Source organism: Paenibacillus sp. FSL H8-0282 (genome assembly GCF_037963825.1).
Classification (GTDB): domain Bacteria; phylum Bacillota; class Bacilli; order Paenibacillales; family Paenibacillaceae; genus Paenibacillus_AQ; species Paenibacillus_AQ odorifer.
Map to the genome: position 1 here is coordinate 6,435,275 of NZ_CP150146.1, position 22,019 is coordinate 6,457,293.

The window sequence follows — 22,019 nt, forward strand, 5'->3', positions numbered from 1 at the left end:
ACCAAAAACACACTAGTTGTACCTCATTCTATGTAATAGCTGCACTGGAGTCCGAAATCACACTCAAAAGGCGATTATTTGCTAAATAGCGGCTTCTGAGTCCGAAAAATTCTGCGGAGGGCGATGACTCAGCACGATCGGACTCAGTTGACCTTATACAGAGCTCCTGAGTCCGAAAGCTTCTGCAGAAGGTGATGACTCAGCACGATCGGACTCAGATGACCTTATACGTAGCTTTTGAGCACATTTGGCTTGCTACCATCACCGAAGCCATTGGATTGCATCTACCCAAGCAGCTAATCATTCTGCACCTAACAAAAAAAGCAGCAATCCTCCCGTTACAGGAGAATCGCTGCTTTTCTAGCTTTATAAGGTTGTCTTTTCCGTCGATAAATCACTCAGAAACAATCGTTTCTTTTTAAACCGTTACAGCCTCTTTGCTTGGTACTGTTGTCGGCAGCGCTTGAAGACCTACTGTATTCAGGAAGTTCCAAGGTTTGTTGTAATGCGGTTGGAAGAAGAAATCGATAAAGGCTAGTTGGTCGATTGTCATATGATTTTGAATACATACAGACACTGTGTTGATCGATTGCGTCAGATCCATCTTGGACATAATTTGAGCCCCGAGAATACGGCGTGTGGCGCGATCAAACACTACTTTTAACTGTACCTGCTCAAAGGTGGGCATAAATTCCGGACGGTAGTTATCAATAATCATGGCGGTTTCTACGTCCATTCCTTCAGCCTTAGCTCCTTCTTCAGTAAGCCCTGTTGCAGCGATATTGTCTTCATAAATCTTAATGCCCGAAGTCCCTTGTGTACCCATATAAGGAATGGTCTCTGTTACCAAGTTGCGTGCAACTAAGGTTCCCATCCGCACGGCATTGGTTGCCAGTGGGATATAGGCGTGTTTGCCTGTAGGGTTGTAATGAATGGCACAGCTGTCGCCAGCGGCATATACATCCGGGCAGCTAGTCTGCATATAGTTATTGACTACAATGGCACCATTAGGCAGCATATCGACTTGACCTTTTAAGAGTTCAGTATTAGGACGGAAACCAATGCAGAGAATGACCAGATCTGTCTCATGCTCACCTTTGCTTGTAATAACCTTTGTTACCTTACCGTCTTTGCCTGCAAAAGAGCTGACCTTCTCATTCAGTGCCAATTTAATCCCATGATCCTGAAAAGATTGTTCGATCGGTGCAGTAAATTCCTGGTCCAGATATTTACTCAGAATGCGATCTTCACCATCAATTAGTGTAACTTGCTTGCCATTCATTTGAAAAGCTTCCACCAGTTCAACGCCGATATATCCAGCGCCGACGACGGTGATTTTATTCGCTTGTTTAGCTTTTTCTATAATAGTGTTGGAATGATCATAGTTCTTGGAAAGTAAAATCCCCTCGAGTTCAAATCCTTCAAGCTTCGGCACAATCGGCCATGAACCTGTAGTCATAATCAGCTTATCGTAGGTGTCAGCGAACTCGTGGCCTGTCTCCAGATTGCGTACACGCAATGTTTTGGACTTCGTATCCACTGCAGTTACTTCATGACGCATATTGGTCTTTACGCCAAGCTCTGCAAGCTTTTCTGGTGAAGAATAGAATAGCCCCTCTGGGTCTTTAACCACTCCACCTACATACAAGGCAATCCCACAGGATAAGAAGGAAATATTATCATTACGCTCATATACAGTAATCTCGGCATCCGGGTAGAGCTGGGCAGTATTTACAATTGCGGCGGTTCCGGCATGGGTACATCCAATGACAGCTACTTTCATTATTTCTTCCTCCTTCAAATGGACAATCGGGTTATATATTTGACTTGCATGACCGATCAATGATGGAATCTGATCAACAATGGGCTAGTTGTGATTTATTTCACTTTATAAACTGATTATATTGTGATATTTATCACATTACAAGTCTTTTTTACCTATATCCTCATATTGTTCACAATTTTAAGTTTTTTTCCGCCACTGCTGCCGAATGCGACTCCGTTAGCTTTGCCACGTGGGAGGTACATTATGATCCGCATTTGCAGGAATCCAAAGGAAGCATAAAAAAAGGCCTCCCCTCTAATACCAACAAGGAGAAGCCTTTTATTAAAACACTTTTACACCAAACCGTGAATCTCTCCGTCCTCATCCATCCATAGTCCCTCAGCGGCTGGCTTAGCTGGCAGACCTGGCATCGTAACGATATTGCCTGTAATAACTACCGCAAAACCTGCACCAAGCGAAAGGGTAATATCTCGGACACCAATCGTAAAGCCTTCCGGTGCTCCGAGGAGTCTAGGCTGGTCGGAGAAGGAATAAGGCGTTTTCGCCAAACATACTTGAAGATCATTTAGCCCAAGCCGCTCGATAACCGCCAGACTCCGCTTAGCCGCCGGGGAAAAATTCACTTCTGCCCCGCGGTAGATCTCATGGACAATTTTGTTGATTTTGGATGAAATGTCGAGATCCTTCTCATACAGAGGAGCAAACTGGCTCGGACCACTATTGTCCAAGAGCTTGTTCAGTTCAGAAGCCAGCTCCTGTCCACCTGCACTACCTTCCGCCCATACTTTTGAGATCGCAGCTGGCACGTTTAAATTGCGGCAGGCCTCCAATACATCATTAATCTCGCCCTCACTGTCCCCTTCAAAATGATTTATGGCAACTAAAACAGGGACTCCAAATTTACCGAGATTCTCTACATGACGTTCTAAGTTCACCAATCCCGCGCGCAGCGCCGTCCGATTCTCGGTTAGAAGCTCGCCTTTAGGCACACCACCGTTATATTTTAAGGACTTAACAGTTACGACAAGAACAGCAGCAGAAGGGGTTAACCCGGCCTGTTGGCATTTGATATCCATGAATTTCTCTGCACCAAGATCCGCTCCGAAGCCTGCTTCGGTGACCACAACATCTCCCAGCTTAAGGGCATAACGAGTGCCAATAACACTGCTGCAGCCATGAGCGATATTCGCAAACGGCCCCCCGTGCACAATAACAGGCGTACCTTCCAGAGTCTGTACCAAGTTTGGCTTAACTGCTTCCTTAAGCAGCGCTGTCATCGCTTCAACGGCCCCGATTTGCTCGGCTGTTACCGGTTGTCCCTCTTGGTCATATCCAATCAGAATACGGTTTAAACGCTTCTTGAGATCAATAAGGTTATCGCATAAGCATAACACAGCCATAATCTCAGAAGCCGTTGTAATCTGAAAGCCACTTTCCCGTACCGCTCCATTTCCGTCCCCGAGCCCAGTCACAATACTGCGCAGGCTGCGGTCGTTCATATCCATGACACGTTTCCAAACGATACGCTGCGGATCCAGTCCCAGCTCATTGCCTTGGAAGATATGATTGTCAATCATTGCGGACAATAAATTATGCGCAGAAGTTACCGCATGAATGTCACCGGTAAAGTGCAAATTAATCTCATCAGCCGGAACAATCTGCGACTTCCCGCCGCCTGTTGCGCCGCCCTTCATCCCTAAGCAAGGCCCAAGCGAGGGCTCACGTAAAGCAGCCACGGTCTTCACTCCTGCTGCATTCATTGCCTGCGCCAACCCGATGGTTGTTAAGGTCTTACCCTCGCCAGCAGGGGTCGGATTCACCGCAGTGACCAGAACCAGCTTGCCATCTGGCTTGTTTTTCATATCCTCCCATAAGGAAGGTGAGAGTTTGCTTTTATATTTGCCGTATAGTTCCAGATGCTGCTCGTCGATTCCTGCTTGTGCTGCTACCTCTGTAATTAACTTCATGCTTGTATAAAACCCTCCTGCCGTTATTATCCTGCTGTACTCCGCTTTTTTATGCATGTTCGCTCAGTTGCTATATTCTCTTCAAAGGATACATCGTCTTTTTAAAGCGTCAAGTATAATTTATCACAATAAAAATTCAAGGCAATCTCCATTAATCCTTTAAAAAAAGAAAATCCCCGCGAGCATCGGTCGAAACCGAGTCGAAGGGATACTTGGAAGATCACTCTGCAACTGACCCCATAATGGATCTACAGTAGTGACTCAATATGTTGTTTCATCGTTTCCGGCGATTCTTTGGGCTCCACACGAGCCACTACATTGCCGCTGCGATCAATAAGAAATTTGGTGAAATTCCAGCTAATGTCGCTGCTGTCTCCAGCACCAGGCTGCTGCTCCTTCAAATAATTGAAAAGCGGGCTGGCATCCGGTCCATTAACATCAACTTTGGCGAATACCGGAAAGGTAACTCCATAATTAATCTGACAGAATTCCTCAGCCTCTTCACTCGTACCTGGCTCTTGGCCCGCAAACTGGTTGCAGGGGAATCCTAATACTACAAGTCCTTGATCGCTATACTGTTCGTATAGTTTCTGAAGATCTCCATACTGTGGCGTAAGTCCGCACTTACTAGCCGTATTAGCAATCAGCAGCACCTTACCTTCATACTCCGCAAACGGCACTTCTTTACCCGAAGGTGTAACGCCGGCAAAATTGTAGATCGACATCTTTATTCCCCTTCTTTCCTTTTACTTAGACTACACTACGTATCTTACCCGAACTGTAAGGGAATGCAACTTCTGAACTCTTTTTATAGCCATAGAAAAAGCAGCCCTACAAATTTCATAGGACTGCTCTCTGCGTCTGTGTTATTTCGATACCGGAATTGCGTCATAATATTCTTCCAACGTAATATCCTTCTCATTGATATAGGCAGCAATGTCCTTACCTACATAACGGATATGCCAAGGCTCGTACTTATATCCGGTAATGTCTTGCTTACCTTCAGGATATCTGATGATAAAACCATATTCCCCTACATGCTTGGCCAACCACTCAGCTTCCTTCGTCCCACCAAAACAGCTCTCAGCGGCACACTTGCCATCACTTCCCGAGACATCAATAGCCAGCCCGGTCTGATGCTCGCTATAGCCAGGGACTGCACTGTAAGTACGGGCTTTTTCTTCCCCGTCTCTCTCCACATAACGGTTATACAAAGTCGTCTGGGTTGCCTGTGAGCGGTAGGCAGAAACGCCTGCTAAATAAATTCCGTCTTCCTCTGCACCTGCGAACATCTTCTCCAAGGCTTTAGCGGCTTCGCTGCGCATCATACGCTTTTCGATTTTCTCTTTGAAGGTAAACCGGACATCAGGATAGACAAGATCCGTTGGTTTATAATTATCAGGCAAACCATACTGCTTATTTACCATCACTGTAATACTATCAGGCTCTGCAGATATAGGATCTGGAACACTACCTGCATTATCACCGCCTGATTCAGGCGGACTAGAGGGTTCTGATGGATCTGGTGTATCCGATGGATCAGCTACTGCCGGGTCTGTAATCCCCCCTCCATCACTTTCCCCCGTCTCCCCAGGCTCACCTTGAAGATTATCCCCCACATTTATATTTGAACCGTTACTCTCCGAAGCAGAAGGAGACGTGTACTTTCCTATTCCCCAACCGACAGCAATAACGACAATTAACAAGATTATAATTTTAAATTTTTTTGACATCTGTAAGTTCTTCCTCCTCGAAGCCGAACATTCTATTTATCTATTAGACAGGCTTTCCTTCATAAATGTTTCACTAAGAACCTATTTTTAATATAAAAATCAATATGTTCCACGCTATAAAATAAAGGTTACCATAGGTCATTAGCTTCAGCGCTAACTACCCTATGGTAACAAGTTTCATCTATAAAACTCTACTAACTTTATCTGGAAGTGCCGCGACCGCCGCTTTTAAAGCCACCGGATCCATTGCTACGGCCACCGCGTGAAGATCCGCCGCCGCTGTTGCGGCCGCCTTTGCCAGCAGCGCCACCCTTGGCACCGGCGTATCCGCCTTTGCTGCCTTTACCACCTTTGCCGCCTCTAGACGGGCCTGCACCGTAGCCGCTGCCTAAGCCGCCACGTGGAGTGCCTCCAGTGTAGGCACCGCCGTCCGCACCTCTAGCTACGTTCTCACTGTAGCCAGTGCTTGGTCCGCCCTTCCGGTTCGCACCGCGCGAACCAGCGCTAGGCGTTGCCGCGTTACCGCTGGCAGACGCTTCGCCTCGGGAGGCGAAGGCGCCATAGCCGCCGCCTACTCGCACTACGCCGGCAGCCTTGCCGCCGCCCTTAGGAGCAGCAGTGTCATAGCCGCTGCCGCCACGCTTGCCCGCCGCCGCATCGGAACGACCGCGGCGACCTTCTGCAGGCGCGCCCCAGCCGCCTGCTTCTTTACCGCGGCCACGGCCACCTTGCCGCGCTCCGCCTTCGCCGCGCGGAGCTCCGCCGCGGCCAGAGCCGCCGGTCTTCGGCCCGCGGCCCGTGCGCGCTGCCTCAGCGCCGCCGCTTTGGCGACCGCCGTGGCGTCCGCCGCCTTGCACAGGGATGAATTCGCCAACGCCGAATTCATCCTTCTCGTAACGGCGGCGATCCAGCCGCTGCGAGATGCCATGCTCGATCAAATCCAGACCCTCTTGATCACGTGGAGATACGAAAGTTATTGCAAGCCCTTTGCCTCCAGCACGGCCAGTCCGGCCGATCCGGTGAATATAGCTATCCACATCAAGCGGCATATCATAATTAAAGATGTGAGTAATACCTTCAACATCCAGACCCCGAGCTGCTACGTCTGTCGCTACAAGCAGCTGCAGCTTCGCATCACGGAATCTTTTCATCACGCCTTCACGTTTACCTTGGGACAAATCACCGTGCAGCTCGTCACATTCATAACCGGCTGCTTGCAGCGCTTCGTTCAAATTGGATACCCGTCGTTTCGTCCGGCAGAAAATAATAGCCAAGTAAGGACGATCCCGTTCAATGAGGGATTTGAGCGCTTCTTCTTTATTACGGTCCGAGCATTCCACTACTTGCTGTTTGATATTATCCAGCGGAATCGGCGAACCACTCTTAATGATGATATCCAGTGGCTCTTTCATGTAATTAGCAGCGAGACGTTTAATCGGATCAGGCATTGTCGCGGAGAACAACATAGTCTGACGGCGATAAGGCACAGCCGTAATGATAGTCTCAACATCCTCCAAAAAGCCCATGTGCAGCATTTGATCTGCTTCGTCCAGAACGAGCATTTTTACACCGCTAAGATCCAGCGTTTCCCGGCGCATATGATCCAAAAGTCTGCCCGGTGTACCGATGATAAGATGTCTGCCGCCTTCCAGCTTGCGCAGTTGCTTCTCTACATCTTGACCACCGTAAACCGCCAATATTTTGATATCCGTATGACGCGCCAGCTTGCGTGCCTCTTCTGTAATTTGCAAAGCCAGCTCACGTGTTGGAGCCATAATCAGCGCCTGAGGGTAAGCCCGCTCCGTATGGATCTTGTCCATAATTGGCAGCAAAAAGGCCAAGGTCTTCCCTGTACCTGTCTTCGCTCTAGCTATTACGTCCAAGCCCTGCACCAATGGCGGAATGGCTTCCTGTTGCACTGGCGTAGGCTTAACAATGCCTTGACTTTGAAGCAATGTACACAGTAATTCTGAAACTCCTAAATCTTTAAATCCCGGCAAATTCTCCACCTCACTATTTTCTCGGTTTAATTTGATTACATCTCTTTCTTAACTTCCGTCTTCAAAAGCCCTGTATGAGGCAGCCTGCATAGGCTGTCCTGTTCTGGGGCATATGCTTCAGATTCAGCTATATTCAAACAAAAGCGGAAGAACACCGTCACCGGCATCCTTCCGTCCCATGTATCCCTTGACCCGTTAAAAGAGTGCGGTCAAAGTTCGGTTTCTGGGCAGCAGCGATCCACCGGACGTTAAGACGGCACTCCATTTGCGTTCCATTCCACTTTATACAATAGAAGTAAAGTTAAGCTTAGAAAGTTATCTTTTATATTGTACTTGATAGAAAGGCATTTGTGTGAAACTGCTGAAGAATAATTATTCAAATCCCTTAAGCTAGAACCTTCCCGATTTAAAAATCGCATAGATCAGCCACAAGAACATCAGAAGTGCCACTACGCTGCCAACCTCCACTGTAGGGAAATTCCATAACACTGAAGGCTGTCCACGCATTGCAGTACCAATAATGAGTCCTGTCATGATGATGCTAAACGCGAGCATCACAATACTGAATGCTAAACGGTTACCTACCCGGTCCAGCTTACGCTCCAGATTCTGCATCTCAGGTGCCACAATCTCCACCTTTATCTTTCCCTTACTGATCAGCGCGGATAACTGCTTAGCCTGCCCAGGAAGCTCCAGCAGACTCTCTGTTAAGTCGGCTACGCCTCCCAGGAACTTACGCTGCAATCGACTGCCGCTAAAGCGCTGCTTCACAAGTTCCCGCCCAAAGGGTTCCGCCATCTCCAAAATACTGATGGTTGGATCTAAGTTGCTGATGACTCCCTCCAGCGTGAGCATTGTCTTCCCTAACATCGTCAAATCCGGCGGCAGCACTAGACGGTGTTTTCGCGCTATGCCGAACAGATCATTTAGGGCTTTGCCTATACTCATTTTGCTAAATGGAACATCATAATATTCATCCCGCAGCCGATCCATATCATCATGCAGCGCACTTCGATCAGCATCCTCAGGAATGACTCCAAGACGCAAAATTGCCCGGACCATCGCATCCGTATTTTTGCGCATCAGAGCGATAATAAGTGCAGACAGCTGCTCCTTCATCTCCTCATTCAGCCGACCCATCATGCCAAAATCAATCAAAGCCAGCTTTCCATCACCCATCCGTATAACATTGCCCGGATGAGGATCAGCATGGAAAAAACCATGAATGAAGATTTGTCTAAGCATCATTTCCACAAGTTGCTGAGCAATGGCTTTAAGCTTAACGCCTTTACTCAGCAACTCATCGCGACGACTCAGCGTTGTCCCTACCACATATTCCATCGTCAGCACTCGTGTTGACGTATAGTCCCAATAGATATCCGGGATGTACACTCCCTCATAATCCATCTGCTGATCGATTTTCTCTGCATTACGCCCCTCTTGGCTGTAATCCAGCTCGCCAAGCAGCGATTTCGAGAACTCCTCTACCATACGGCACAGCTGATATTGCCTCGCCCAAGCGAGCCGCTTTTCAGCAAGCGTGCTTAAATCTTTGAGGATTTCCAAATCCCTGCTCATCGTTCGCAGAATACCCGGACGTTGAACTTTAACAGCTACGACTTGTCCACTGTGAAGCACAGCCCTATGCACCTGACCGATGGATGCCGCAGCAAGTGGCGTATCCTCAAAAGAATTAAAGATTTCATCCATATGCTGATCCAGTTCCTGCTCAATGATCGCGCGCACGCGGTCGACAGGAAAAGGAGGCACATTATCCTGTAGTTTTACCAATTCCTGAATAATAGAATCAGGCAGCAGATCTGAACGGGTACTGGCGAGTTGTCCCAGCTTAATAAAGGTTGGACCCAAATCCTCCAGCACCAGCCGAATCCGCTCCCCAAGCGTAAGGCTTGTGTGTGCTTCCTGCGTTACAAGACGACGTGGAAGGGATAGTAAGTGATAGAGCCCCAGCTCTTCCACCATATAGCCAAAACCATGGCGCATAAGCGCCATGGCGATTGCCCGGTAACGTCCGGCATGTCTAATGCGTACTGCCATTTAGTCCGAACGCGTTTCCGCCGATGTTCCCTCTAGATGGGAAATCCCCTCTAGCTCGGCCAACCGGCGCTCCAATACTGCAATTCGCCCTTCCAGCTCGGCAATATCGTTTTGTACAGGCACATTCATTTCCTTCAGCACGCGTTGTACTTGCTCTTGTACAGCAGATTTGAACATGCCTCGTTCTTCCTCACCACGTTCAATTAGCCGATCGACGAGAGCCCTAGATTCCGAAGGAGCAAGCTCCCCGCGTTTCACTAGTTCTTCAACAACCTTCTCTACTTTTTCCTTACTGACAATGGTGAGGCCCACTCCTAAAGAGATCGCTTTTTTAAACAAATCACTCATGGCACTTTCCTCCCAAAGATTCCGTTTCATTACATAACGGAGTTTATGATTAAAGTATACCCCACTGTGTACGTATTTCAAAAAAAACACAACATTGCTTAGTTAGTGACCGGAATACGGGCAGCCCAAGTAGCCGCCTGTAGAATTAGTTTACGTAGTGCCGGATGACGGAAGGAAGGTTCATGATGACCAGGCATAAGGAATACTACTCGTCCTAAACCATAGCTATGGCACCATGCAGCTGGAATCCATTGCCCCTCAGATTCATATTGAAGTAGAATAGTCCGTTCTGTGAACGGGTCAAATTCAAAATGATAGGGCTCCTCATCCAATTGGAAATCTTCCACACCTTCGGTAATGTCATGCTCTAGCACTTTGAAGTTCAGGGGTTCGTAAGCTGTGTGTCCGTTAAATCGACCCCCGATTAGCTGTGCAAGCTCGTTACGTTTCGTCAGCGAAGCTCCCGTATGAAGAACAATGAGTCCGCCTCCTCCACTTACATAGCTGAGCAAACCAGCCGTTTGTTGAGGGGAGACTGTTTCGTTCCACAATTCATTGTAAGCAATACATAGGTCATAACTTGCTAAATGCTCAATGCGCATTAATTTTTTATTTTCTGAACATTGCACGGTTAATAAATCATTTAAGATCTCACTAATTTGTTGGTCCACTCCTTGAAGTGGATGAAACCGGGGATGGGTGTAATCACCAAGTAATAGACATTTTCTCTTGTCCATGGGATCCTCCTCCTTATTCGTTGTTATTATTCGTCACATGTTGCCTATATTCTAAGGAAAACTGCCGCGAATGTCCATGCAGATGGCAGGTATATTGCTCTTTGGGCTTATTTTTCCGGGTAAAAAAGCATCCCCGGCCATGATAACAGGCGGGAATGCTTCTGTGCGATAACGTCATTCGTGTAAAGCTGACGCAACTTGTGACTTAGCGATTCGCCGCCACATATTTGCCTAGCTCTACAATCATGCTTCCCATCCGTTCATGCTCAGGCATAATGATACGCTGTACGCCCTCTTCTTTAAGCGCCTCAGAGGTAATCCGTCCTACAGAAACAGCAAGCACTTTATCCTCGAAAGACTTCAGCATTTCTTCCAGCTTTCCCTGTTCCCGGGCAAATTGACAGAGGAAACGAAACTGTGGTGCACTCGTAAAAGCCACGGCATCAATTTTGCCTGATATGATTTCTAGAAGCAATCTTTCCAGTTCGCCCGGCTCAGGTGGGGTATGGCGATACGGCAGCACTTGGCGGGTAGTAGCCCCAGCCTCCTGCAGCCATGCAAGCATATGAGGAGCTGGATCGCCGTGCAGCTGAAGAACGACTTCTTTCCCTTGCAAATTCAGGGATTGAAGCCCACGAATCAATCCGATTGTACTTCCGTCGTCGTCACGAACCTCCGGCGTAAGTCCTCTTTTTTTCAAAGCATTCACTGTCTTATAACCCCGTGCGGCAATAATAGAACCAGAAAGTACTTCTAAGAAACGTTCTTCGATCCCCATTCGCTCAGCCATATCGAAGAGAGCATCAAGTCCCATCCCTGTAGTCAGGATCGCCAAGTAGGGAGGCTGATTGATCCATGCATTCAAACCTTTCTGCAAGGCCTCGTCATCAAGAAATACAGTCCCTTGAGCAGGCCGGCCTACTGCCGTCCCCCCCATATTCTGAACCAGCTTGGCCATTTCTTCCGATTTGCGCGGACCCGCCAAGGCGACAGTGATCCCTTTTAATTGCTCTGCCATTTCCTATTATCTCTCCTCTCTCCATTGCCTAACCCAACATTATTGTTTATCAGTATACTTGCAAAGGAGTTCAAAAGGGAAGATAAAAAGCACGGTTCTCCTATCAGAAATCATTCTTATTACCAGAAGCGTTTATCTTAAAGCGGCTCGCCAGCTTCTGCAGTTCTTCTGCAAGACGGCTAAGGTCGGTAGACGAGGATGCCATCTCCTCTACAGAAGCAAGCTGCTCTTGTGCGGCAGTTGCGATAGTTTCTGTATTCACAGCCGCCTCTTCCGATATGCCGCGAATTTCCCCAATAGCCTTCTCCATATCATTAGATTCCACCAATAAAGTCTGCACAACCCCACCCATGGCTTCAATCTTCTCCGCGGCACTCTTTACTGCTCTTCGGATACGGGAGAAAGAACGTCCGGAAGTATCCACAGCCTCAATGCCTTCGGATACGCGCTGTCTGGTGTCTTCCATCGTATGAGTTACCAGCAGCATTTCACTATTAATAGCGGTAATCTGTTCGGCAATCAAATGTGCGGATCTCTCTGATTCCTCTGCCAGCTTACGCACCTCGGCAGCAACCACCGCAAATCCACGCCCTTGTTCCCCGGCTCTGGCTGCCTCAATGGAAGCATTGAGAGCCAGCAGGTTGGTCTGGCGGGCAATCCCGGTGATGACACCAACAATGCCCTCAATTTGACTGGTTCTTTCATTCAGCTTGTCAATTACACTGCCCAGCTCTCCGACCGTTTCATGGATACCATTGATTTTGTCCACCACGCTGATAACCGAATCATTACCTTCCGATGCTGAGAGTGAAGTCTTGTCCATCATTGTGGATACTTGCTCCATATATGTGGAAATCTGCTCGACCTCACTAGCTGTAGCGGCAGTGCTCTCCATTCCTTTTCGTACACTAACCACCTGTCGCTCCGTCCCTGCCGCTACGTCCTGAATCGCTATGGTCACCTGCTCAATCGTTTGGGCAGTCTGATCCGCACTAGCCGTCAGTTCTTCCGCTGAGGAGGAGACATTGCTTGTCATCTCCTGCACGCCAATGATCATCTCGCGCAAGCTGATCACCATTAATTGAAAATTCTCTGCCAGCAGCCCTATTTCATCTTTACGGAAAACACCCATGTCTTCCGACAGATCACCTTTGGCTATCACCGCAGTTGCTTTCCGCAGCCGGAAAAGCGGTCTCAAAATCGATTGAATATTAAAATAGATCACAACCAGCGCAAGCAGAACGGAAACTACAATAACAAGCAGAGCTGTATCGCGGATTCCACTAGTTGCTGAGTTAACCTCATCAATGCTGATCGTACCTCCGATTCTCCAACCCGTCAGTTCATTGACCATAAAGGTCATCTTTTTGGACGTATCCTTGAAGACATAATCGAAGACCCCTTGTTCTTTCTCGAACATTTTCTTAACAAAATCATCAGACGATTCCTGCCCGATAGCTTCTGTAGGATGAACTAGAAACTTCTTGCTGTTATCAACGATGAGGATATAACCTTCCTTGCCTACCTTAATTGAGGTCAGCTCCCCTAAAGTAGACAGGTTAAGATTCATTGTGATCACCCCATCACCGCCCTTAAGAACCGTTGATATCGCAATCGCGGTTTCCTTATTTACGGTTTGAAAAGCCGGAGAAATCACTGCCCCTTTTCCTTGCTTCAGAGAATTAATATAGGCGCTTTCCTGCCTTGGATCATAACCCTCTGGCAGCTTAGCATCTAAAGCATGAATAGCCTTGCCATTGCTTGTACCCACATAAATGTCCAGTACATCCGGATGCAGCGCCACATATTCCTTCAGTCTGGCTTTTACAGCAGAGGAAGTCCCCCCAGATCCCTCACTGTTGATCCCCTCAGATGAAAACTCCGCGGCAAAATAGGAAATCGCATCTATTTTGGATTGAATATTAGAGTTAATGATTTCATTTACGGCCAACACACTTTCGGTAGCATTGTTCACCAGTTGATCTTCCACTTCCTGGCTGGCAGCTTGATAGGTTCGCCAGCCTATTATAATACTGGGCAGCAGCAGTATTATTAGGTATGTAAGAATTAACTTGGTACGGATAGTCATACCCGCATTTTTTTTCATAGACGTCATCATCTCTCTCTCATCTGAGTCTTAGGCAAGGATACATTTACCAGACTTAATATATAATTTAAAATCTGTTTTAGGAACCGATTTTCCTCCTATCTTTCTTTGTTTTTCTCATTTTTTTTGAGAATTGTCATATAAATGCAACAAAAAAGGCCGCCTCAATGAAAGCGGTCTCTCCGGATATACATATTATTACCGCAGCACAGGCTCCGGCACCTCTATCCTAATTATTCTTTTTGTTCTTACAGTTTGGGCAGACGCCCCCGAATACTACATGAGCATGACCAATGGTATAACCGGTATCCTTGGCCACTGTATTCATCCATTCACGCGGAACTTGATTCATAACCTCATCCACTGCTCCACAAACTTCACAAATGATATGCTGGTGATCATCCATACGTGCGTCATATCTGCTGGCAGCTTCACCAAGCTTAAGCTCACGAATCATTTGTTTATCTGAAAGATAACGCAGAGAGTTATATACCGTACCGTATGCTAAGCTATGTCCCTGCTCTACTAGCCGATTCATTACTTCCGCAGCAGTAGGATGGTCATGTGAATTAAGGACGATATCGTAAACGGCTTGACGTTGGGAGGTCAAATTTAGACTTTTCATTCCTATCATCCTCTAACTTATTTTTAGATCAAGTATAAATCTTGTGAATAGGAACGTCAATCCCATTTTTATCCACATGTTACTTTACAAGCTACCTAATCATTCCTGAATATTTAATGTTTACATCAGCCTTCACTTGGAAATCAAGTTTAGAATAGAGCTCCTTCCACACTTTCATTTCCGTATCGTTATTAAAATGCCTTGCTCCATAATGCAGCCCCCAACCCAAGGGATCTAGGCCACTGGCTTGTATTTTGGTCAGCAATGCTAAGATATCCGCTTCCAATTCCTTTTCCCCGGCTTCCTGGATCTTCTTCAACATGTGATGTGTCACCAGATCTGGGCTACTACTCTCTTCGAGAATACCTTTTATCTTAATATGATAACGAATAGTAGCTTTCCCTTGCTCTGGTGTTACGATTTTATAGTGCGAGGATGACCTCTCTGTGTAATATTGAAACATAATTCCCTCGGAATGGGCGGGTAAGTTAGTCCGCAGATTCGGGCGTGACAGCAGATTATATAGCCGGGTCTCATTTGGCGTAAGAACCATTTTGATTTTCTCATTATTCAGCAGAGCAATTTTATCAATTAAAAACTCCTTATCCCCTTTGGCCTCAATAATCGGCAGGATTGGATCAATCCCCTCCTCAAAGATATTTCTCATCAGCTGAAAGGAATACACACTAGAAATAAATGGAGACTCTGTGCCTTGTCCACTCATAGCCAGAATAAGAGAATTCGATGGGATCCGCTCCGATTCGGGTCTTACCTTCAGCACTTGAAGTGCTTCCGGACGCCCTATTGCAAAATTGACAATAAGCTGGATATCTCTACGTCGCACAGCCCAATCCATAACATGGAGAATATCTTCACGGGCAACCCCTTCCCCCAAAACAATTGATTTACAATGGGAGTAATCAAGCTCCTTTTCCACTCTGGATTTCATTCTACGAAGGGCTTCCGAAATGCTTGGAGACTCCTCAGTCAAGATTTGCATCTTCTCATCAATCTTAGTAACATCCCCCTGAGGGATGGCAAGCTTCAAGCTAATCTTAAAATTCCCTGCTTCTGTACCTTGGTCAACGCCGATCGCTAACACGAAAATCCGCAAATCAATCTCCTTGAAGTCACAACCGGGAAGAAGAAGGAGCAAGGTAATTCCAATTCCAGCAAGTACTCTTCTCATAGCTTCCCCCTCCTAGCTTTGCGATAACAATAAAACAACAGAGCGATGATGAACATCTCACCAAACCAGCGAATTTGCAGAAACCAAGCACCAAACATATTAAGTTGATACTGATCCTGCCCCATTAAGGAAAGAACCATCGCGCTAAACAAGCCTAGGATCCCCCACTCTTTCCAGCGCTCTGCTTTTGGGGACTGTTTTTTTGCAGATGAAAGAGCACCTTTAAAAAGCTCTAAACCTCCATGCCAATGAACGATTACACTCACCAGAGATAAACTTAAATAGGCAAAATAAAAAATAAACAGCATCCGTTCAATAATAAAGGATTCCATCCGAATACTGTCGGCCGTCGAGAACCATGTATACACATGTCTATCAATAGCAACGGTTCCGAAATAGCCGATGGGAACTAAAAAAGTCAAGAGTAATACGAAAAGACCCTCCACCCCTAAAATCCAGACATGCTTCAGCTTCAGCCCATGAAATACCCGATTAAATATGGCCAGGTTTAAGTAACCGCTAAACGAAAAGGTAGCCGCCGCAAGGCTCATTAGGTCCGGCTTATGCCAGAAGTATGTAGTGACCTGCAGAACAGAATCCCAATTAAAGTCCGGATTGGTCAATGCTTTTACGAGGCCATAAATAATTAAAGGTAAGGATACGCTGAGAATGATTTCAAGCCCATACAAGAGTGATAGAGAATCGAAGCGACAGCAGATGCAGACCAAGACTAAAAAACTGATCACAACCGTATAAGGACTCGAATCCGGACTGATAAACCGCAGCGTAATATCTACAAAAGAAAGCAATGTAACTCCCCCGGCCACACACCATAAGCCAGCAAAAAGGACCAGTAAGATTCTGGATAAATTCTTAGGAAGCAAAGAGTCAAATATTTCCGGAAACCCCTTGCCGGGGAATTTAGCAATCAGTACAGTAAATATATAGACAAACAAAGTGCCCAAAATCGTTCCGATTAGTATAGACATCAAAGCGCCACCAAAACGTCTGTCTATTAGTTCCCTTGGAACAAAATTAATGATGTTGATCAGGCTGTTCATCAGAAAAAGACAGTAGAAATAACGGCTTTTGGCCATCAATGCTCTCCACCCTTCTTCTTGCCGAGATTATCGAGAAAAAACAATCTGAAATAAGGTTGTCCGAAGGTACGCTGTTTGCATAAATACATTGCGAATCCCACGACACAGACTACTACCCCAACCAATCCTAAAAAAGCTGCGGCAATTAGAAAAATATACTTCAGCACTCGTATGGACAAGCTCATCATATTCAGCGGAATTAGAAAATTAGATATCGCAACAGCAGAAACCAATATGATCATGATATTTCCTACAAGTCCTGCTGCCGTCGCTGCCTGCCCCAAGATAAGCCCCCCTACCGTCGTGGCCGTTGGACCAATTGCCTTGGGGAGCCGTAAGCTCGCCTCAGTCAGAAACTCCATCATCATGAGCATTAAAAGCACTTCCACAAAAGATGGATAAGGCACAGTCGCACGACTGCCCGCAATAAGCAAGGCAATCTGCACACGAATAATCTCTGGGTTATACGAGGTGAGTGTTACATAGAGCGCAGGCAGCCACAACGTCATGCACACACCGATAATCCGAAGCAGCTTTAGGAATCGCCCCACGATAGGAAATTGTATTTTATCATCCATGGATGTAAAGAAATCATTAAAAATAGAAGGCAGCACTATCGCATAACCGGTTGTATCCAGCACTATCGCTACTTTTCCTTCAGACAAATTAAACACCACTCTATCCGGTCTTTCGGTGATGATGGACTTAGGGAGTATTCTTAATTTGTCACTGCTTATAAACTTCTCAAGCTCTCCTGTAGCCTGCAAAATATCAACCTTTAGCGTTCCCATCTTCTCCCTTAATTCTTTTAAAACGTTATGGTCAACACGACTGTCATCGTATAAAATAGCTATCTTTGTTTTAGAGACATCGCCGATGACCATGGTCTCCATTTTGAGATTAGTCGATTGATAACGCCGCCGAATCATGTTCAAATTAATCGCTATATCCTCTGTCAGTGCATCTGACGGCCCCTGTGAAATACTTTCGGCAGACGTTTCACTAACACCGCTGCTCTCCGTACTCATAGCATCGAAGAAATATATCACATCTTTTATACCCAGAAGCACATAACCACTGAGCAAAAGGTCGATCGCCTTCTCTCTCGTAGTCGCCTCTTCAGTGCCCGGATAAGTCATAATGTAATCCTGATAAGCGCTAATACTCTCCATTTCATAAAACGGCGCAATCACGTGGCGGCTGAGTGTCTGCGCATCTGTAACACTTTTGATATAGAGCAGGTTGATTTGCCCAAAAGGGGCAACGCTTGTTTTATCGATTAAATCCGCGAACCCGTTCAGCTGATCTTTGATCCATTCCAGAGAAATATTGTCCTTATCCTGTTGAACTGACATGGAACATCATCCCTCCTATTTATCCTTTACGTCCCAGTTTCCACCTTATTTTGGCACTGTTTCTCTGAATTCATGCACAGCACGATGGAATGGGAAGTTTCTTTTCACAGGACTGTGGTAATAAATGAGATGAAGATTGTAAAGATGGAGGGATAATAGATGGACCCAAACCGTAAAATAACGCAAAGTCTTCCACAATTTCCGGAATCATTATGGAGAGATACCACGGATTTACCGACTTTTCCAAAGCTGGCTGAAGATATTTCTACAGATGTGGCAGTGGTAGGCGGTGGAATTACAGGCATTACAACAGCCTATCTCCTCAGCAACGCAGGCTACAAAGTCACACTCTTAGAAGCTGGAGAAATTCTGAGTGGCACTACGGGTTTTACCAGTGCAAAAATCTCAGCACAGCACGGGTTAATCTATCATCATTTGATAAAGCATTTTGGGCAGGAGCAAGCCCGGCTCTATTATCGCTCGAACAGCGAGGCTATGAATTGGATCCAGAATACGGCTGAGGAACTTGAAGTATCCTGCGGCATGAAACATGAGGCGGCTTTTCTGTACGCGGATGCTGAAGATCATAAAACGCTTAAACAACTGGAGGAAGAGTATAAAGCCTATGAACAATTGGGTCTGCCCGGAGAATGGCTAGATAACGTCTCTATCCCTCTGATGGCCAGTGGTGCCATTAAATTACCAGGACAAGCCCGCTTTCACCCGCTGCAATATCTGAAGGGGCTACTGAAGGTCATTCAGGATAAAGGTGGCGTAATCTATGAGCATACGATGATGGCGGATAAGGTGGAGAAGAACGATAAGCTTACGCTTTTTACTGAAAAGGACGAGCATCGGATCACCTGCCGCTACGCCGTTTCAGCTTCTCATTTCCCATTCTACGATGGAGGAGCACTATATTTCTCGCGGCTGCATGCTGAACGTTCCTACTGTCTGGCGATCCAGCCTGAAACGGATTTTGAGGGTGGAATGTATCTAAGTGCAAGCGAACCCACCCGTTCTCTTCGTGCAGTAGAGTGGGAAGGCAGGAATCTGGTCATTGTCGGGGGAGACAACCATAAGACAGGCCAGGGCATCTGTACGATAGGACATTATGAGAATTTGGAGCTATTCGCAGGAAATCTGCTCGGCATCAAAACAATCCCTTACCGCTGGGCAGCACAGGATTTAATCACCCTAGACAGAGTGCCCTACATCGGCAAGATTTCGGACAACGAAGAGATTTATATCGCCACAGGTTATGGAAAATGGGGCATGACAAGCGGTACGCTGGCCGCACAGATTATCTCGGATCAGATTCAGCGCAAAAATAATCCGTATACCGAATTGTACGATCCGTCCCGCTTCAAAGCTGGCACCAGCCTAAAAAACTTCATCGTGCAAAATGCCAACGTAGCAAAAGAGCTCGTGGCGGGCAAAGTGGAAATCGTCCATAAAAAGACAACTGATTTGGAAGCTGACGAAGGAGCCGTTGTGTTCCATGATGGCAAACGTGTGGGAGCTTATAAGGATCCAGAAGGTAAACTTCATCTGGTGGATAGAACCTGCACCCATATGGGCTGTGAATGCGAATGGAACAACGGGGATCGCTCTTGGGATTGCCCTTGCCATGGTTCCCGCTTCTCCTACGATGGCGAAGTTTTAGAGGGCCCTGCTTCGGTACCGCTGACGAAACTCCATGAATAATACTTTTCATGAAAAGGCAGTTCGGCTTCATGAAAATTTGCAGTCCCTTTTCTAAGGGGCGATTGTAATTGCCCTATAGCATTCAGGTATAATAAGACTTGAATGAAGCAGCTGCTTCAAAAAAGTTTGAAGGAGAGTGACGATAGAGATGGATTTGAGAGGAAAGAGTGTTGTAATTACTGGTGCAGGCAAAGGGATCGGAAAAGCCTTGGCAATGGCACTGGCTAAGGAAGGTGCTAATTTAGGCCTGATCTCCAGAACTTCAGGTGATCTCGAAGCGTTAAAATCAGCCTTAACGGAAGTATATGACGTTAAAGTCAGCATTGCCGTGGCCGATATCGCCGTACGCGAAGAAGCTGAACGTGCTGTTGCTTCCCTGCAAAATGAGCTTGGAGCATTTGATGCATTAATCAACAATGCCGGGATCGCAAAATTCGGCACTTTAGTAGAAATGGATCCTGCAGACTGGGAGCGCCACATCCAAGTTAATCTTTACGGTACTTATTACGTAACTCGTGCTGCACTGCCTGCGATGATTGAGAAAAATGGCGGAAATATCATCAATATTTCATCCACAGCCGGAGAACGCGGCTTCGCGACAGGCTCTGCTTATTGCGCGTCCAAGTTCGCTCTCATGGGCATGACCGAAGCCCTCGCACAAGAAGTGCGCAAACACAATATTCGCGTCGTAGCCTTGACTCCAAGCACCGTCAACACTGGCCTAGCTTCCAATGCTGGACTTAAAATCGGTGACGAAGACCGCATGATGCAACCTGAAGATGTTGCTGAATTGGCACTGACAGCTTTGAAGCTGCCGGATCGCGTCTTCCTAAAAACAGCAGGACTATGGACCACCAATCCGCAATAAAATCGCGCTGGACGCGGGGGGAGCCGGGTGATCTGGGGGATTGCACTTTGTGCAATAGAATCGCTCTAGACGAGGGTGAGGCCTTGGGTGATTGCACGTGGTGCGGGATAACGCTTCAGGATTGCTCTACTGCGTTTTCTAATTGCACTTTGTGCAATTGAATCCCTCTAGTTAAGGGCGAAACCTTGGGTGATTGCACGTTGTGCAATCAGTTTAGTGGCTCCCCTCCTTTTTAGGCGATTTGGGCTTGATTCTATTGTACAGAATGCAACAGACTGCCTTATTCAGATAACATTCAGGCTATTCTGTTGCACATTCTGCAATGTAACTTCATTTGGGGGCTTTATTAGGGAACTGGGACTGGAATTAGGTGCTAGCTGTAATGGTGGTTTTGAGTAAAAACTTTGGAGTTGGGTTGGCACTTTGGCTTAGAGTAACATTACGGTTGAGGTGGCACTTTAATTGCAGTAGTTACTTTAACGTGCAGCAGTTACTTCAACTTGCAATAGCCACTTTACTTGCAGTAGACACTTTGATTTTCCGCAGGTACCTGAGTTTGCACAATACTTAACGTTTAAATAGATAATAGTTGCACTTTGTACATCTATTCAGCGCAATTAGAGGAGAAATCATACTTTAATTGCACTCTATACAGTTAAAAGAAGGCTAATCTCGGCGATTCACCAGATTCGCATAAATTAGTTGCAGAGAATACACTTATTCGATCGTTTCTGGTGTGATGGATAATTTAAGTGTACAAAGTGCAATTAAACGCCCGCACTCTTGTGTCTTGTGGGATGGTCTTTTATTTTGTTAGTTGAAAATCACGATGTTACCTTGAGATATTGGCTAATTTTCGAGGTTCCCATGTTATATTATTTCGATTCACAATGTCCTGAAAAATATACTAACTTTCTGATCGGAGGTTTATCTATCATGCTGGTAGTAACTAATACTATTAAAGTAAAAGAAGGCCATGGCGAAGCTATTGCTCAACGTTTCGGAGGAAATAATGGTGTGCAGGATATGCCAGGGTTTGTACGTATGGAGGTTTGGCGTGGAAATGCCAAAGAAGGTGTCGAGGAATTAAAAATCTGCACCGTATGGGAGAATGAGGATGCATTCAAAGGCTGGACCTCCAGCGAGTCCTTCCGTCAGTCGCACCGTGGTGCTGGTGGTAATGACGCAATCCTGGGTGCTTCCATCGATAAATATGAACTAATGATCAGCCGCACGCCCAGTAACTAAGGATTTGGACCACCCAAACAGAGCAGTAGCTAGATTGAACCAGCAGTGTGTACGGAATGGTAGCCCGATAAGTACAGTTAACTAATTGATTATTACTGCTAGGTAACCGGTGCTACGAGCTAATTGACTATTATTGATGCAGCCACCTAATTGTCTTTTACCACTGGGCTAGC

17 protein-coding genes are annotated in these 22,019 nt (G+C 46.4%); 3 read left to right on the forward strand and 14 right to left on the reverse strand.

Going from position 1 to position 22,019, the window contains the following annotated elements:
* Window positions 1-418: 418 nt before the first annotated feature.
* From NST94_RS27990 to NST94_RS28055, 14 genes are all read right to left on the reverse strand, one after another.
* Window positions 419-1,783, reverse strand: a complete 1,365-nt coding sequence (locus NST94_RS27990) for an FAD-dependent oxidoreductase (protein WP_038573671.1) — start codon at window positions 1,781-1,783, stop codon at window positions 419-421.
* A gap of 335 nt (window positions 1,784-2,118) precedes the next feature.
* On the reverse strand, window positions 2,119-3,753 hold the full coding sequence (locus tag NST94_RS27995) for a formate--tetrahydrofolate ligase (protein ID WP_076301455.1): 1,635 nt from the start codon (window positions 3,751-3,753) through the stop codon (window positions 2,119-2,121).
* A 248-nt stretch (window positions 3,754-4,001) separates the two neighbouring features.
* A complete protein-coding gene (locus NST94_RS28000; protein ID WP_036681956.1) occupies window positions 4,002-4,478 on the reverse strand; it encodes a glutathione peroxidase in 477 nt (158 codons plus the stop codon).
* A 141-nt stretch (window positions 4,479-4,619) separates the two neighbouring features.
* Complete coding sequence (locus tag NST94_RS28005) at window positions 4,620-5,486, reverse strand: M15 family metallopeptidase (RefSeq protein WP_076179201.1); 867 nt, start codon at window positions 5,484-5,486, stop codon at window positions 4,620-4,622.
* Window positions 5,487-5,686: 200 nt separating this feature from the next.
* Window positions 5,687-7,486 carry a DEAD/DEAH box helicase gene (locus tag NST94_RS28010; RefSeq protein WP_081383178.1) on the reverse strand — a complete coding sequence of 600 codons (1,800 nt, stop codon included), beginning with the start codon at window positions 7,484-7,486 and terminating at the stop codon, window positions 5,687-5,689.
* Window positions 7,487-7,876: 390 nt separating this feature from the next.
* Window positions 7,877-9,544, reverse strand: a complete 1,668-nt coding sequence (locus tag NST94_RS28015) for an AarF/UbiB family protein (RefSeq protein ID WP_076123972.1) — start codon at window positions 9,542-9,544, stop codon at window positions 7,877-7,879.
* Window positions 9,545-9,892, reverse strand: a complete 348-nt coding sequence (locus NST94_RS28020) for a phasin family protein (RefSeq protein WP_036681962.1) — start codon at window positions 9,890-9,892, stop codon at window positions 9,545-9,547. It lies immediately after the preceding gene.
* A 98-nt stretch (window positions 9,893-9,990) separates the two neighbouring features.
* Window positions 9,991-10,629: a ThuA domain-containing protein gene (locus NST94_RS28025; protein ID WP_076123974.1), complete on the reverse strand. Its 639-nt coding sequence runs from the start codon at window positions 10,627-10,629 to the stop codon at window positions 9,991-9,993.
* A gap of 205 nt (window positions 10,630-10,834) precedes the next feature.
* Window positions 10,835-11,647 carry a uroporphyrinogen-III synthase gene (locus tag NST94_RS28030; protein WP_076282139.1) on the reverse strand — a complete coding sequence of 271 codons (813 nt, stop codon included), beginning with the start codon at window positions 11,645-11,647 and terminating at the stop codon, window positions 10,835-10,837.
* 103 nt (window positions 11,648-11,750) lie between these two features.
* Window positions 11,751-13,754, reverse strand: coding sequence for a methyl-accepting chemotaxis protein (locus NST94_RS28035; protein ID WP_179086281.1), 2,004 nt, complete (start codon window positions 13,752-13,754; stop codon window positions 11,751-11,753).
* 229 nt (window positions 13,755-13,983) lie between these two features.
* The gene (locus NST94_RS28040) at window positions 13,984-14,379 is read right to left on the reverse strand and encodes a transcriptional repressor (protein WP_076123979.1); all 396 of its coding nucleotides are present in this window, start codon (window positions 14,377-14,379) and stop codon (window positions 13,984-13,986) included.
* 91 nt (window positions 14,380-14,470) lie between these two features.
* Entirely contained in the window at window positions 14,471-15,568 is a 1,098-nt protein-coding gene (locus NST94_RS28045; RefSeq protein WP_076123981.1) for a Ger(x)C family spore germination protein, read from the reverse strand.
* A complete protein-coding gene (locus NST94_RS28050; RefSeq protein WP_076301457.1) occupies window positions 15,565-16,665 on the reverse strand; it encodes a GerAB/ArcD/ProY family transporter in 1,101 nt (366 codons plus the stop codon). Before NST94_RS28050 ends, NST94_RS28045 begins: the two co-directional genes overlap by 4 nt.
* A complete protein-coding gene (locus tag NST94_RS28055; RefSeq protein WP_076123985.1) occupies window positions 16,665-18,023 on the reverse strand; it encodes a spore germination protein in 1,359 nt (452 codons plus the stop codon). Before NST94_RS28055 ends, NST94_RS28050 begins: the two co-directional genes overlap by 1 nt.
* Window positions 18,024-18,182: 159 nt before the next feature.
* Between NST94_RS28055 and NST94_RS28060 the strand changes: the two genes are divergently transcribed.
* The 3 genes from NST94_RS28060 (at window position 18,183) to NST94_RS28070 (ending at window position 21,846) form a co-directional block, all read left to right on the forward strand.
* Window positions 18,183-19,730: an FAD-dependent oxidoreductase gene (locus tag NST94_RS28060; protein WP_076301458.1), complete on the forward strand. Its 1,548-nt coding sequence runs from the start codon at window positions 18,183-18,185 to the stop codon at window positions 19,728-19,730.
* Window positions 19,731-19,878: 148 nt separating this feature from the next.
* Window positions 19,879-20,598 carry a 3-ketoacyl-ACP reductase gene (locus NST94_RS28065; RefSeq protein WP_036681981.1) on the forward strand — a complete coding sequence of 240 codons (720 nt, stop codon included), beginning with the start codon at window positions 19,879-19,881 and terminating at the stop codon, window positions 20,596-20,598.
* A gap of 936 nt (window positions 20,599-21,534) precedes the next feature.
* Window positions 21,535-21,846 carry an antibiotic biosynthesis monooxygenase gene (locus NST94_RS28070; RefSeq protein ID WP_076179209.1) on the forward strand — a complete coding sequence of 104 codons (312 nt, stop codon included), beginning with the start codon at window positions 21,535-21,537 and terminating at the stop codon, window positions 21,844-21,846.
* Window positions 21,847-22,019: the final 173 nt, after the last annotated feature.